At 61.0% G+C, this 13,378-nt stretch carries 17 protein-coding genes and 1 pseudogene; 6 read left to right on the top strand and 12 right to left on the bottom strand.

Annotation, left to right across the window (positions count from 1 at the left end; genetic code table 11):
• Nucleotides 1-7: 7 nt before the first annotated feature.
• From FQ668_RS14165 to FQ668_RS14155, 3 genes are all read left to right on the top strand, one after another.
• On the top strand, nucleotides 8-535 hold the full coding sequence (locus tag FQ668_RS14165; protein WP_014591101.1) for a DUF3455 domain-containing protein: 528 nt from the start codon (nucleotides 8-10) through the stop codon (nucleotides 533-535).
• Between the two features lie 103 nt (nucleotides 536-638).
• Nucleotides 639-1,187 carry a sigma-70 family RNA polymerase sigma factor gene (locus FQ668_RS14160; protein WP_010953906.1) on the top strand — a complete coding sequence of 183 codons (549 nt, stop codon included), beginning with the start codon at nucleotides 639-641 and terminating at the stop codon, nucleotides 1,185-1,187.
• The gene (locus FQ668_RS14155) at nucleotides 1,184-1,876 is read left to right on the top strand and encodes an anti-sigma factor (protein WP_014591102.1); all 693 of its coding nucleotides are present in this window, start codon (nucleotides 1,184-1,186) and stop codon (nucleotides 1,874-1,876) included. The genes FQ668_RS14160 and FQ668_RS14155 overlap by 4 nt, the downstream gene beginning before the upstream one ends.
• Nucleotides 1,877-1,927: 51 nt before the next feature.
• On the opposite strand, the gene FQ668_RS14150 is transcribed toward FQ668_RS14155, so the two are convergent.
• From FQ668_RS14150 to FQ668_RS14120, 7 genes are all read right to left on the bottom strand, one after another.
• The gene (locus FQ668_RS14150; protein ID WP_014591103.1) at nucleotides 1,928-2,185 is read right to left on the bottom strand and encodes a hypothetical protein; all 258 of its coding nucleotides are present in this window, start codon (nucleotides 2,183-2,185) and stop codon (nucleotides 1,928-1,930) included.
• A 241-nt stretch (nucleotides 2,186-2,426) separates the two neighbouring features.
• Complete coding sequence (gene aroQ, locus FQ668_RS14145) at nucleotides 2,427-2,864, bottom strand: type II 3-dehydroquinate dehydratase (protein WP_014591104.1); 438 nt, start codon at nucleotides 2,862-2,864, stop codon at nucleotides 2,427-2,429.
• A gap of 4 nt (nucleotides 2,865-2,868) precedes the next feature.
• Nucleotides 2,869-3,687, bottom strand: coding sequence for a shikimate dehydrogenase (gene aroE / locus FQ668_RS14140; RefSeq protein ID WP_019438491.1), 819 nt, complete (start codon nucleotides 3,685-3,687; stop codon nucleotides 2,869-2,871).
• On the bottom strand, nucleotides 3,684-4,916 hold the full coding sequence (locus FQ668_RS14135) for a CaiB/BaiF CoA-transferase family protein (RefSeq protein WP_014591106.1): 1,233 nt from the start codon (nucleotides 4,914-4,916) through the stop codon (nucleotides 3,684-3,686). The genes aroE and FQ668_RS14135 overlap by 4 nt, the downstream gene beginning before the upstream one ends.
• Nucleotides 4,913-5,368 carry a MaoC family dehydratase gene (locus FQ668_RS14130; RefSeq protein WP_019438492.1) on the bottom strand — a complete coding sequence of 152 codons (456 nt, stop codon included), beginning with the start codon at nucleotides 5,366-5,368 and terminating at the stop codon, nucleotides 4,913-4,915. The genes FQ668_RS14135 and FQ668_RS14130 overlap by 4 nt, the downstream gene beginning before the upstream one ends.
• Entirely contained in the window at nucleotides 5,365-5,763 is a 399-nt protein-coding gene (locus FQ668_RS14125) for a VOC family protein (RefSeq protein WP_010953899.1), read from the bottom strand. Before FQ668_RS14125 ends, FQ668_RS14130 begins: the two co-directional genes overlap by 4 nt.
• On the bottom strand, nucleotides 5,760-6,707 hold the full coding sequence (locus FQ668_RS14120) for a ketopantoate reductase family protein (protein WP_019438493.1): 948 nt from the start codon (nucleotides 6,705-6,707) through the stop codon (nucleotides 5,760-5,762). Before FQ668_RS14120 ends, FQ668_RS14125 begins: the two co-directional genes overlap by 4 nt.
• Nucleotides 6,708-6,800: 93 nt before the next feature.
• Between FQ668_RS14120 and FQ668_RS14115 the strand changes: the two genes are divergently transcribed.
• The gene (locus tag FQ668_RS14115; protein WP_019438494.1) at nucleotides 6,801-7,700 is read left to right on the top strand and encodes a LysR family transcriptional regulator; all 900 of its coding nucleotides are present in this window, start codon (nucleotides 6,801-6,803) and stop codon (nucleotides 7,698-7,700) included.
• Between the two features lie 371 nt (nucleotides 7,701-8,071).
• Here the strand turns inward: FQ668_RS14115 and FQ668_RS14110 are convergent, their stop codons facing one another.
• Nucleotides 8,072-8,503, bottom strand: coding sequence for a GFA family protein (locus tag FQ668_RS14110; RefSeq protein ID WP_014591111.1), 432 nt, complete (start codon nucleotides 8,501-8,503; stop codon nucleotides 8,072-8,074).
• Between the two features lie 41 nt (nucleotides 8,504-8,544).
• Between FQ668_RS14110 and FQ668_RS14105 the strand changes: the two genes are divergently transcribed.
• On the top strand, nucleotides 8,545-9,501 hold the full coding sequence (locus tag FQ668_RS14105; protein ID WP_019438495.1) for a LysR family transcriptional regulator: 957 nt from the start codon (nucleotides 8,545-8,547) through the stop codon (nucleotides 9,499-9,501).
• Between the two features lie 110 nt (nucleotides 9,502-9,611).
• Nucleotides 9,612-10,231, top strand: a pseudogene (locus FQ668_RS14100) (tyrosine-type recombinase/integrase).
• Nucleotides 10,232-10,323: 92 nt separating this feature from the next.
• On the opposite strand, the gene FQ668_RS14095 reads toward FQ668_RS14100, so the two are convergent.
• From FQ668_RS14095 to FQ668_RS14080, 4 genes are all read right to left on the bottom strand, one after another.
• A complete protein-coding gene (locus tag FQ668_RS14095; protein WP_033724968.1) occupies nucleotides 10,324-11,214 on the bottom strand; it encodes a serine hydrolase in 891 nt (296 codons plus the stop codon).
• A 204-nt stretch (nucleotides 11,215-11,418) separates the two neighbouring features.
• Nucleotides 11,419-11,868: an NUDIX domain-containing protein gene (locus FQ668_RS14090; RefSeq protein WP_033724970.1), complete on the bottom strand. Its 450-nt coding sequence runs from the start codon at nucleotides 11,866-11,868 to the stop codon at nucleotides 11,419-11,421.
• 201 nt (nucleotides 11,869-12,069) lie between these two features.
• Nucleotides 12,070-12,486, bottom strand: coding sequence for a GNAT family N-acetyltransferase (locus tag FQ668_RS14085; RefSeq protein WP_230678082.1), 417 nt, complete (start codon nucleotides 12,484-12,486; stop codon nucleotides 12,070-12,072).
• 86 nt (nucleotides 12,487-12,572) lie between these two features.
• On the bottom strand, nucleotides 12,573-13,133 hold the full coding sequence (locus tag FQ668_RS14080) for a nucleotidyltransferase family protein (RefSeq protein ID WP_019438499.1): 561 nt from the start codon (nucleotides 13,131-13,133) through the stop codon (nucleotides 12,573-12,575).
• Nucleotides 13,134-13,378 lie beyond the last annotated feature (245 nt).

Below are 13,378 nucleotides of genomic sequence, written 5' to 3'. Positions count from 1 at the left end.
ACTGCAAATGAACTTGAAATATTCCGCCTGCCTGCTTGCCTGCAGCCTCGCCCTTGCGCTGCCGCCCGCCCACGCCCAGACCGCGCTGCCAGAAGCGGTCAAAGTCCCTGATGGCCATCGCGTCCTGCTCGAAACCGTCGGCGTCGGCGAGATCACCTACGAGTGCCGCGACAAGGCCAACACCCCCGGTCAGACCGAATGGACTTTCGTCGGCCCCAAGGCAGTGCTCAATGACCGTACCGGTAAACAGGTGGGCGACTACTTTGGCCCACCCGCTACCTGGCAGGCCAAGGATGGCTCGAAGGTCACCGGTACCCAGCTGGCAGTGGCACCGGCGGACAAAGGCGCCATCCCCTATCAACTGGTCAAGGCCAACCCGGCCGAAGGCAAAGGCGCCATGCAAGGTGTCAGCTATATCCAGCGCCTGGCCACCCGCGGCGGTGTGGCGCCGTCAGTCGATTGCACGGCGCAGAACAAAGGTGCCAGGCAGGTCGTCCAGTACCAGGCTGACTATGTGTTCTGGACAGCCAAGTGACACGCACCTGACCCTACGCCCTGCGAGTGATGATCTACGCTCGATGGCAAGCCCCCCGGCTGGATGGCCGGGGTACTTGCCTTACACAAGGAAGCCACACACGTTGAACTCGCCGGCCGCCCCCTTCGACTTCCACCGCTGCCTGTTAGCCTGTGCACAGGGTGACCGGCGGGCCCTGCAGGCGCTCTACGATCACGAAGGCGCGCGCCTGCTGGGCGTTGCCCGGCGTATCGCACGTGACGACGCCACCGCAGAAGACATCGTCCACGATGCGATCATCCGCATCTGGACCCGCGCAGCCAGCTACGACCCGGCGCGCGGCTCGGCTCGAGGCTGGATCTACAGCATTACCCGCCACCTGGCGCTGAATTCGATACGCGATACCCGCCGTGAAACTGTACTGACCGATGCCGACACCGAAACTGCGTCAACATTGCACGGGAGGGTTGATGACCTTGACCTCTGGTCCGGCTCAGCAAAGATTTACCGCTGCCTGGAACAACTGCAGCCCGCACCGCAACGCTGCATCCTGCACGCCTACGTGGACGGCTGCAGCCACGCCGAGATAGCCGGTTTATTGGGCGCGCCACTGGGCACTGTCAAGGCCTGGATCAAACGCAGCCTCAAAGCGCTACGGGAGTGTCTGGAATGAAGCCCGATTCTGCCGAAGAACTGGACAGCCTCGCCGGGGAATACGTGCTGGGGACCTTGTCGCCGGAGCAATATGCCGCAACGGCCGAACGCCTGCGTACCGACCCCGCGCTTCGCGCCGCCGTGGATGCCTGGGAGGCCCGGCTGCTGGAGCTGACCGCGCTGTCTACCCCGCAGCCACCGAGCCCCCGCCTGTGGCGCCGTATCCAGCGCAGCCTCGATGAGCTACCCGCACCGCGCACGCAGGCTCGCTGGTGGCAACGCCTCGGCCTGTGGCAAGGGCTCAGCGCCGCAGGGCTTGCTGCAAGCCTGCTGCTGGCGTTTACCTTGCTGACCACGCCCCCCCCTACCACGGAATACCTGGTGGTACTGGTGGCGCCGAACAGCCAGGCCCCCGGCTGGGTGGTGCAGGCCAGCGACAGCCACATGATCGAACTGCTGCCGCTGGGTAAAGACAAGGTCCCCGACGGCATGGCCCTGCAGTTCTGGACCAAGGGCGAGCAATGGCGTGCTCCGGTTTCGCTTGGCCTGGTCAAACCGGGCGAACCCTATCGGGTTCCGCTGGAAAGTTTGCCACCCCTGGAGGCCAATCAACTGTTCGAGCTGACGCTGGAGAAAGCCGGTGGCTCGCCGACCGGTCTGCCGACAGGGCCGGTGAAGTTCATTGGTCGCGCGGTGAAAGTGATATGACACGACAGGGCCGCAGAACGCGACTGCGGCCTTCGCAAGCTGGACCTATGGTCAGGCGCGGATCACCTCAAGGCGATCCCGCCCAGCCTCTGTGATGGCGTTCTCTCCTTCATCGCTGATGCGATAACGTCCTGACACCATTTTGGTAATTGAGAACCGGACCAGCCCGCTTTGGGACAAGGCTTGGCCTGCTTCGAAGCTCATTGCCTGCTCCAAGTCGAAGATCTTGATTTCTCCGATTTTGTAGCGTGCAAACGCGACCAAGGCGTTATCCAGTTCTTGTTGACTGATCGTTGTAGCGACGTCCATTCGACCTCCCAGGTCATGAGAGCCCCGGTCCGTGGGGTTGGAGGCAACGAACCGGGTGGCTTGTTGAAGGCGGACCGTACTATGCAGTCACGGAAGTCGCTACTGGCTTTCCATCCATGCTGGATGGGTAGGCAGCACGACACCCGCCACACCTACGGTCACTTCAGGCGCCGTCACCGCATGCCCCGTGTCACCTGCTTCGCGGGTAAACCCACTCGCAGAGCCGACCCCTGCGCCCTGCTCAGACCATGCTCATCGCCGCACGCAGCGCCAGCAGGTAGGTTTCGACACCAAACCCGCAGATCTGCCCGCGCACCACCTCGGCAAATACCGAGTGATGGCGGAATGGCTCCCTGGCATGAATGTTGGACATGTGCACTTCAACTACCGGCACTTCGATAATGGCCAACGCATCACGAATGCCATAGCTGTAATGGGTCCAGGCACCGGCATTGATCAGCACGGCATCCACCCGGTCCTCATGGGCCTGATGGATGCGCTCGCACATGGCGCCCTCGAAGTTGCTCTGGAAGCTCTCGACCTGCGCCCCCAGCTCCTCGCCCAGGGCCTGTAATGCCTGGTCGATGTCGGCCAGGGTCGCTGTGCCGTACTGGCGCGGGTCGCGCTTGCCGAACATGTTGTGGTTGATGCCGTGCAGCATCAGTACATTGGCGACCATCGACCTACTCCAGGGGAATCGTCAGCTGATCGATCACCGCACGTGTGTCGGGCCGCACCCCGCGCCACCAGGCAAACGCCTCGGCGGCCTGCTCCACCAGCATGCCGACGCCATCGGCCAGGCGCGCCTGGCCCTGCTCGCGGGCCAGGCGCAGGAAAGGCGTGAGGCCTTTGCCATAGGCCAGCTCGTAGGCCAAGGCCGCCTCGCCCAGCACATCGGCCGGCAGTGGCGGCAAGTCAGCGGTCAGGCTCGCCGAGGTGGCGTTGACCACGATGTCGAACGATTGACCTTCCAGCGCTTCGTAGCGGCTGATGCGCAGACGCGAGTGATCGAGCTCGTTACGCAGCGCCAGCGCCTTGGCCATGTCCCGGTTGGCGATCACCAGCTCGCGAGGCCCCGCCTGCAGGAACGGCAGCAACGCCCCGCGCACCGCGCCGCCAGCACCCAGCAGCAGCACACGGCGGTTGCGCAGCGGCTCGCCAAGGTTCCGCTCGATGTCCCGCAGCAAACCGATGCCATCGAAATTCTCGGCGACGATGCGGCCATCCTCGAACTTCAGCGCATTGGCCGCCCGTGCCAATTGCGCCCGCTCGCTGCGCCGGTCAGCCAGCTCGAAGGCACGCAGCTTGAACGGGGCAGTGATGTTCATGCCCTTCCCGCCTTCGCTACAAAACTGCAGTACCTGGGCTTCGAAGTCGTCCAGCGAGCCCTCGATAGCCCCGTATTCGAGCCGCTGGTTGCTGGCCTGGGCGAACAGGCCATGAATCAGCGGGGACTTGGTGTGATTGATCGGTCGGCCGATCACTGCGTAGCGGTCGCTCATCGTGCATCTCCGTGGGTAAACAACACGCCATCCGCCTGCAAGGCAGTGATTTCTTCAGTACTGAAGCCAAGCCCGGCGGCCACTTCGGCGTTGTGCTGGCCAAGGTCCGGGGCTACTTGGTGAATCGTGGTGTCGCAGTCGGAAAAGCGGAACGGCAGGTTGGCCAGGCGCAGCGTGCCGTAGCGTGGGTGCTGTTGCTCGATGACCATGTTGCGTGCCTGGATCTGCGGGTCGGCCAGCACCTCGTCGATGCGTTGGACCTTGGCACTGGGGATGTCGATGCCATCGAGCAACGCCAGGATCTCGGCCACCCGGCGCGCGCCAACCCAGTCGCGGACCACCGCCAGGATCGCCTCGCGATGGGCGTTGCGGCCGTTGAGGCTGTGGTAGCGGCAGTCGCTGCCGAACCCGGGCGGGCCGCCGTTAGCTTCGAGCATGGCCGCGAAGCGCTGCCAGGCATCGTCGACCTGGGCGGCGATTACCAGGTCGCCGTCGGTGGCGCGGAACACGCCGTACAGGGTCGAGGTGGGCATGTCGTGGCCGGTCTGCTGGGGCAACACAGTGCCACCGGACAGCGTGTAACACTGCACCGCGTATTCGTGCATCGACACCAGGGTGTCGTACAGCGCCATGTCGATGTGCTGGCCACGGCCACTGCTCACCCGGCCGAGCAGCGCGGCATTGATCGCCGCCACCGCGTGGATGCCGGTGTACATGTCGCCCAGGGAAATACGCAGCAGCGGCGGTGCCTCGCCCGGCACGCCAACCATCTGCATGATCCCGCTCTTGGCCTCGGCGATCAGGCCGAAGCCGGCGCGGTGGGCGTCTGGCCCGGTATGGCCGTAGGCGGAAATCGAGCAGTACACCAGGCGCGGGTTGCGCGCCGACAGCTCGGCGTAGCCCAGGCCCAGCTTGTCCAGGGCGCCGGGGCGGTAGTTCTCGATGAACACGTCGGCCGAATCGGTCAGGCGCTGCATGAACGCCTTGCCGCGCGGGTCCTTCATGTTGACGCTGACGCCCTGCTTGCCCATGTTCAGCTGCAGGAAATAACCGCTCTGCTGGTCGTCCAGGGTGAACGCATGCTGGCGGCCAGCGTCGCCGCTACCCGGCCGCTCGACCTTGATCACCTCTGCGCCGAGCGCCGCCAGGCAACGGCCGACATAGGGGCCGGCGAGGAAGTGGCTGTAGTCAATGACGCGGATACCCGCCAATGGCAATGCCTGGCTCATGCTGCTACCCTGCGCGGCACCATCAACCGGTGCTCGCCACGTTGCACGACTTCACCGTGCTGGTTGATCAGCTCCGAAGGCAGCACCACGATGCCCCAGCCAGGCCGGCTGTTGCTCGGGCGCATCGCCCCCACCCGCATGCGCACGTGGAGCACGTCGTTGACCTTGATCGGCAGCACGAAGTCCCAGGTCCAGCCCAGCGACATGCCCGGCACGAAACGGTACTCGCACTGGGTCTTCAGGCCGTCGGCGATCGACAGCCCGAACAGGCCGTGGGCGACCAGGCAGCCAAAATGGCTGGCGTTGGCGTAGGCCTCATCGACATGCACCGGGGTGTGGTCGCCGGTGAGGTCGGCGTAGGCCAGGATGCGTTCGCGGGTCACGGTGTAGGTCGGGCTGATGCACTCATCGCCTTCGCGGGCATCGTCCCAGTACTTTTCAATCACGCTCATGCCTGCACCTCCGCGCGCGGGTCGATGGCCAGTGCCTGGGCTACGCATTTGGCCGGCAGCGCCTGGATGAACTCCACCGCCAGGCCATCAGGCAGGCGCAGCCAGTTGCGGCCCTGGGGCATTTCGCTGACGCCAAAGCGCTGGGCGGCGGCCAGTGCCGCTTCCAGGTCTTCGCACATGATGCCCAGGTGCGCCAGGCGCCCTTCCGGGCCAGCGAAGTCCGGCTGGTGAATGAACTGCAGGCCGCCGAGTGTCCAGTACTGCGCCGGTTGCTCGACGTCACCCTGCACTTCACGCATGGTCATGCCGCACACCTCGCTGAAAAAGCGGATATGCCACTGAATGTCCTGCACCCAGAACGCCACGTGTTCGAGGTAGGCTTTTGGCTGGCTCATGGAGTTTCTCCCTTCTGGTGATCGGCCATGGCGCGCTCGATACCCTTGATGCAGGCCACCAGGGTCGCGTTGACCGGCGTGGCCACGCCATGGCGCTGGCCCCAGCGCACGACGGAGCCGTTGATGAAGTCGATTTCGGTGATCGAGTTTTTTTCCAGGCTCTGCAGCATCGAGGTGCGGAAGCTCGCCGGCAGGCCTTCGGCGGCCAGTGACCAGGCAGCCTCGGGGCTGGTCAGGCTCAAGCGGATGCCGGCGCGCTCGGCCACGGCGATGGCCTCGGCCACGGCGGCCTTGGCGGTGCTTTCCAGCAGCGGCTCGCTGTACAGCTGGCCGTAGCTGAGCATGGTGATGCCGCTCAACGCACCGGTGGCGACGTTGACCAGCAGCTTGTCCCACATGGTGCCGAGGATGTTGTCGCTGACCGTGGTGGCCAGCCCGGCATTGTTGAACGCTTCGGCGATGGCCTGCACGCGGGGCGTCAGCTGGCCGTCGAGCTCACCGATGAAGGTCTGTTTGCCGGCCACACCGGCGCGGATCGAGCCCGGCGCGAGGAGCACGCCGCCGACATAGGTCTTGCCAGCCAGCACCCGCTCGCGACCCACCACTTCGGCCAGGATGTCCTCGTGGCCGAGCCCGTTCTGCAGCGACAGCACCAGCGTCTGCGGGCCTATCAGCGCGAGGGCACCGGCGATGGCCTCGGCAGTGTGAAACGACTTCACCAGCACCACCACCAAATCGGTCACGCCAACGTCTTCGGCTTCGATGGCTGCGTTGACCGGTACATAGCGCTCGCCCCGTTCGTCCTGCACCCGCAGCCCATGCTGGTTCATCGCCTCGACGTGCGCGCGGCCGCGGTTCAGCAGCCAGGTTTCATGCCCTGCCTCGCTCAGGGCCGCGCCAATGGCGCAACCCAGTGCACCGGCGCCCAGAATGCAGATTTTCACGTCGCAGACCTCCTGTGATTTGCGATCACCTTATGCAGCAGGGTTTATTTGCGCTATACAATGGCCTCAATACAGCTATTGAGATTTTCAATAATGACTCGCCTGGAGGCCCTGCCCGAACCCAAGCTGCTGCAGCTGTTCGACGTGCTGTACCAATGCCGCAGCGTGACCCGTGCCGCCGAACAGCTGGGGCAGAGCCAGCCGACCATCAGCATCTGGCTGGCGCGCCTGCGCGAGCAATTGAACGACCCGCTGTTCGTGCGCACGCCGGGCGGCATGGCCCCTACCCCGCGCGCCGATCAACTGATAGGGCCGTGCCGCGAGGTGCTGGAATCGCTGCGCCGGCTGACCGCCTGGGAGCCGCAGTTCATCGCCGCCACAGCGCAGCGGCGTTTTCGCCTGTGTGTCAGCGATGCCAGCCACATCACCTTGCTGCCCAGCATCCTCAACCATCTGCGCAGCCATGCGCCGGGTATCCGCCTGGAGGCGGCGCGGATCGACGGCAATACCGAGAGCGCGCTGGAATCGGGCGAAGCGGACCTGGCCATCGGCTTCGTGCCCTGGCTGGGCGGGGGGATGTATCAGCAGGTGCTGTTCGAGCAGGACTGGGTGTGCCTGAGCAACCCGCAGCATCCGCGCCTGGGCAATGGCATGAGCCTGGAGCGGTATCGGGCCGAGGGGCATGTGCAGATCAGTTTCGGCACCGGGCAGAAGCTGCTGGAAGCGGGATTGGCGCGGGCCGGGATCGAACGGCGGATCATGCTGGAGCTGCCAGCGTTTCTCGGGTTGGGGAAGATAATCGGAACTACCGACCTACTGGGCACCTTGCCGCGGCATATCGGGCAGACACTGGCCGATATGTATGGGCTACAGGTGCATGACTGCCCGTTCGAAGTGGAGGGATTCACGGTCAAACAGCATTGGCATGCCCGCTATCATCAGGACAATGGAAATCGATGGTTGAGGGAAGTCGTTCGCGGATTGTTTCAGTAAGCCCGCCAAGCATGATCCCGTTTCGGCTTAGATAACAGGTCTGATTTAGGCCATCCGCTCTGGCCGCACGCCTATCTTCGCGAAGGATGGGCTTGGGTCGTAAATTGGCATTCACGACCGGCCGCTCTCGGCCCAGACTGTGTGAAAACGCTTGGCGCGATCCGACTGGTAAGAAAACGACCAGAATTTCGCGCTCCTGCGCGAAATCTGGGTTAGCTGAATAACCAATCCATTTCAGATTTCACGTACGCTCGCGCTCTTCAGAGAACCGCTTGGGTTTTCACACAGCCTGGACCCGAAGCGGACGTAGTCAACCCTGATAATTTGCCGCTTGGCGAGCGACACCTTCACTTATGGAAGAGCAAGCTCTTTTACCCTAATGCGGCGGCGAATGCTTCTGGCGTGGGGCTCTCCTGCCATTGTGCGATAGCTCCCGGCAGCACCAGCCATGGCTGCTTGCGCCGAGTCCAGATATGCGCAACCGGCTCGAAGCGCTCAGCCCCTTCCAGGATGCCGGCCCGTACCACTCGCATGCCGGGTACTGCCGTCGTCTCGTTGAACAGCCGGGTATGACATGTACCGCAGGCATGTTGGGTAGACGTTTGACCTTGGTGTTCATGCTCAAAGATCGCCGTTTCGCCAGACACCTGAACAGCCGAAGCCGCGCTCAGCATGTGCAGACCAAACGCACTGCCGCTCCAGCGCTGGCAGTTCAAACAGTGGCAGGCATACAGCGGCGGCAATTGCCGCGCCACGATCTCAAGGGTGACTTGCCCACATCGGCACTGACCGGTGATTCTCATGCGTTAGTTCCTTACAATGACGCCCGGAAAAATGTGGGCGAATGATCGCTTTTCACAGGCTCGGGCAGAAGATCAAATTAGGAGCAACTGTTGGCCAAGAATGTATGAGCGGTATTGAATGGGAAAGCCAGCGTGTATTTCTCGCCGTGTTGCGCTCTGGTAGCCTGAGCGGCGCCGCGAAGCTGCTGGGTATCGCCCAGGCCACTGCGCGCCGGCGCCTCGACTGTCTTGAACACGCTCTCGGTGTGAGTCTGTTCACCCGCACACCTCAAGGACTGACGCCTACTGCTGGAGCGCAGCGCCTGATCGAACATGTGGAGGCCATGGATCTGGCCGCGCAAACCTTCAACCGCATGGCCAGCTCTGAAGCGTCGATGGATCACGGTACAGTCCGGCTTGCCTGTGGCGAGTTGCTTGGCGTCGAAGTATTGCCCGACCTGCTGCGCCCTTTCCATTACGAATACGTCGGACTCAAACTTGAGCTGAGCATAAGCGATGCCCTTGAAGACATCGCCAGGCTGCAATCGGATATTGCGGTGCGGCTGATGCGGCCCAATGAAGCGGATATCACGGTGCGGCGTGTCGGCAGTTTGCAGATTGGCATCCATGCCAGTGCCGGGTGCCTGGAGCGCTACGGTAATCCAGCCTCCCTGCTGTCGCTGCGCCAGCGACCGCTGATCGGGCCAGACAGACGCTCAGCGGATTTGCGTCGGTTTATCGACTCTGGTCTGTGCGATGCCGACCAGCATTTCGCCATTGCCTCTGATCATCACCTTGCTCAGCTGGCCGCTCTGAGAGCGGGCTTAGGCTTCGGACTCTGCCCGACGCAAATCGCAAAATCGCACGGCCTGGTACATGTGCTACCACACGATTTTGGATTTGAGGTTGAGGTGTGGATCGCAATGCACAATGACCTGCGCAAAATTAACAGGATCGCTCAGGCGTTCGAGGTTCTTGGAGAGCAGTTACATCAGTATCTATGCTTGGCCGATCAGTGAGCAGCGTAGGCCGTAGCATCCACTGCTTTGTCTAAACGGCTGCAATGGGTCGGTTAGCGCCTCTGGGCCGAGTTGGCCATCCTTGCCCTCCCTCAGATGGAGGACAAGCCATGAAAGCTATTACAACCAACAGACGTCAGCCTTGGAACAAAGGGAAACTGGTCGGGCAGAAAGCCCCGCTTCGACTGAAAGATATCTGGGCCATTCGGGTGAGGCTTCAAATCGCGCAAGACACTCGTGATTTAGCTCTCTTCGATTTGGCCATCGACAGCAAGCTGCGAGCCTGCGATCTGACCAAGCTTCGCGTACGCGACGTTGCTCATGGGGAGCACGTGTCATCACGAGCAATGGTGATGCAGCAGAAAACCCAGCGCCCCGTACAGTTTGAGATTACAGAGCAAACGCGGCTGGCCCTTGAGGCGTGGATACATCAAGCTCGTCTCCATAGCGAGGATTGCCTTTTTCCAAGCCGGCTACACGCCTCAGTGCATCTCTCCACTCGGCAGTACGCCCGAATCGTCAAAGCGTGGATAAAGGCTATTGGCCTTGACCCAGCAATGTACGGTACCCACACGATGAGACGTACGAAGGCATCATTGATCTATCGCAGGAAAAAAAACTGAGGGCAGTTCAACTCCTGCTCGGCCATACGAAGCTTGAAAGCACGGTGCGATACCTAGGTATTGAAGTCGATGACGCATTGGAGGTGGCGCAGCAGACGGAGGCCTGAGAGGCCTACAGCGGCGGTCGAGTTATGACCGTCGCTGTCCGACCCATAGCGGACGTTGCGAAGAGAGGCCGCACCGAGAGGCACGCGTAACTTCAGCGTGTCACTGCCAGCACCGCTCGTATTTCTTGAACTACCAGCTTTTCGACGCCTGCCTCATCCGCCCGAATCGAGTGAACTGCACAGCATGCGGCGGAGTTACCAACGGAACATCGATAGACCGCGATAACACTGCCTGGCCCCAATCCGGTATGCCCAGCCAACATCAGATCATCCTCGATTCCGCCTCGCATCATGCCGAGCGCGTAACCAGGCGCCAACCAAGGCCGACCTGTCATTGGGCCACCCAGTACTCGCGTCGTCTGCATTTCCCGAAGCAGATTGTCCGGTAGGAGATCTCCAGCAAGCACGCCATCTAGGAGCCAGGCAGCTTGTGAAACAGGGCCAATCAGCAATCCGTGATATACCCAGCCGGGGTCGTAACTCAACGACCTGTCCAGGTACTTCCCATTCAGATCAGCACGTTCCGTTGCCAAGCGAACCGTCGATATGTCGAGCGGCCTCAGTACTTGCTGCTTGAGAGCGTCTGCGAGCGACAGATCGGCAGCACGCTCGATGATCTGGGCTACCAGCATGAAACCAACATTCGAATAATGCCAACCCGTACCAGGGCTGTATCGGAGTCGGTGCCCATCCAGGCGCTCCATCATTTCGCCTACGGGCCATGCAGACTCATGATTGGCTACGGCGGCGTGGTACTCGGGAAGTTCGCCATAGTCCGCCAGGCCCGCCTCGTGACGCAGAAGTTGGCGCAAAGTGAAATCACCCTCGGGAAGGGAAGCATCCAAGTCGAGCCTACCATCGCGCACTAACGTCAGGGCTGTCGCGGCTAACACCGTTTTCGTGAAACTCCACCAGGGTACGAGAGGTTCGTCCTGCAGGGGTGGCGTTATCAATCGGCCGTCGATAAGGGTAGAGATCAGCATCGAGTACTCGGGCGAGAATGACAGTTGAGTCTGGAGATTGGGCGACAACATACCCTATTACCACCGCGCCCCCCTTCAATCTGATGTCTTTTGATTCGAGGTTTCCACGCGAACGCTCACTGGCGGCCGTTTACTACCTTCCACGAACAGCCGCCATGGGTCAATAGCGCGGCCAGTGGTGACCGGCTGCTTTCGACCAGCCGTTCAATGATCGTGCTGGGGCCCCTCATCTCTCCAATGGCCGGACGCTCTCAGTGTTTCGCATAAAAATACCAGTGCTCGCTGGAAGACTGGGTGACAGTCGGTGTAGGGCAGGTTGTCGAGCGAAGCCCAGAAAAAATCGAAGCGGTGGCCGTGATCATCCAGCGTCTGATGAACCCAAGATTCGGGCAGTTCGCGCCCTGCGCGACAAAGGTGAAACGACCACACCTGATGTTGGTGATCAGCCTTCCAGCAACCTAGATCGCTGCCGATCACTGCGTCAACAATTCCGGTCTCCTCTGCCAGCTCACGCAATGCAGCCACGCTGGGTGTTTCTCCATTCTCGATAGTGCCCTTCACCAGTTGCGTGCCTGCCAAAGGGTGCCTGAACAGAAGAATCTTGGTAGGTAGCGAATACGAGAGCACCACAGGACAGACTTTGTCGGGGGTCATCGCAATCTCCCTATGCGACATAAATGGCGATTCATGTTACGCCTTTGCTTTGAGGGGCAGGAAGCCGAATCATTGAGGCCAGCACCGTATCTTGGATTTACTTTTATCCAATACTTACCCTTCGCGAAAGGTTGCTTCGAGTCGCTGGCTGCCGGTCGCAAATAGCCGTTATCGATCAAACGCTGCCGCACACCAAACTGTTCAAGCAAGACGCTCATAGATCAAATAACCCTGCGCACCCACACCTGTGCATGAAAAACCCGCTTTCTGGTACATCAACCTTGCAGGGTTGTCTGGCCGCACACTCAACCGTAATCGAGTGAATTTCTGACATGCGGCATCGCACATGTACGCTTTCAGCAGCTTAGCGCCAACGCCGCTGCGACGAGAGCCCGGGGTTACGTGGATGGTACAAAGCTCTGCGTAGACACCCTCTGGAATCCACAGTGAATATCCAGCGAACACATCGTTGATGACAGCGACTGTGAGATGGTCGAAGTTCTCTACCCACCGCGTCAGATGCCGCTCAAGATCACGACGCCAGAAAGCTTCATGCACTGGCTCCCAAGAACGGATATAGCTCTCCTCGCCGCGGTAAATGGCCGGTAGATCGGTCACGCAAGCTTTTCTTAGTCGTAGCGCCATTCCATCGGTCTCTGCTTTCTATGCTCTGCTGATCCACGCCTGCTACCACTGGCTGACGCTCATTCAACCAATTGAAGCCATGGCCAGCGAGCCTGATAGCTGGCAGCTTTCGCTCTAAATAAATCTGGGCGTGGATTCAACTCGTTCATCCTGAGCCAGTTGTTCGAGAGATCGTTCAAGCCATGGGTGCTATAGAGCTTACCAGTACCGGCATCAACGCCTAGACAGGTCGATCGAATGAGATAGCGGTCGATACCATCCGTTACCTTTTCCAACGGTGGGTAGGCCCCGCCAAATTTCTCTTCGTACCACAAATGCACGCGGGCCTGATTGCGGATCTCGACGTTGATGCCTAAATGAGAGAACGCCTGCTGAACCTTAGCTATGACTCGATCTTCCGCCTCCCATGACAAGTCTGCGTCGAAGTAGGCGATGTCATAATCCTTGATGCCCCACTCGACAGGTTCTCCCGAGCGGTGATTCCAGAGCGTCTGGAACAACGCCCCTGCGACCAACATGGAATTCGGAATTTCGAGTGTTGGTAGCGTCTCCAACAGCGCCCGGTTTATCGGGTTCTGATGGACGATCTCTAATAGCTGCTCATTGCTAAGGGAACACATGTATGCCGTCCTTGGTGTCGTCGCAGAAAGCCGAGCTTACCTGCCGACAGTGTGACCAGTGAAGACACCGGTACAACTCGATTGCCGCTATCCACCAAGAGCAGCATTGAGTCGGCAGCGCCAGCCCACGACCGTCCGCTTTCGACCCATAGCTGCCCTTCCTGAAGGGCAGCCCCAGACACTAGACCTTCGGCAATTGGCTTTGCGGTTGACCGACACTGAAAGGTTTTTTCTTGGCTAAGTTG

The organism is Pseudomonas sp. Kh14, from assembly GCF_900291005.1.
Taxonomy (GTDB): domain Bacteria; phylum Pseudomonadota; class Gammaproteobacteria; order Pseudomonadales; family Pseudomonadaceae; genus Aquipseudomonas; species Aquipseudomonas alloputida.
Note: the sequence above shows the minus strand (reverse complement) of the source record. Positions and strands in the feature narration are given on the sequence as shown.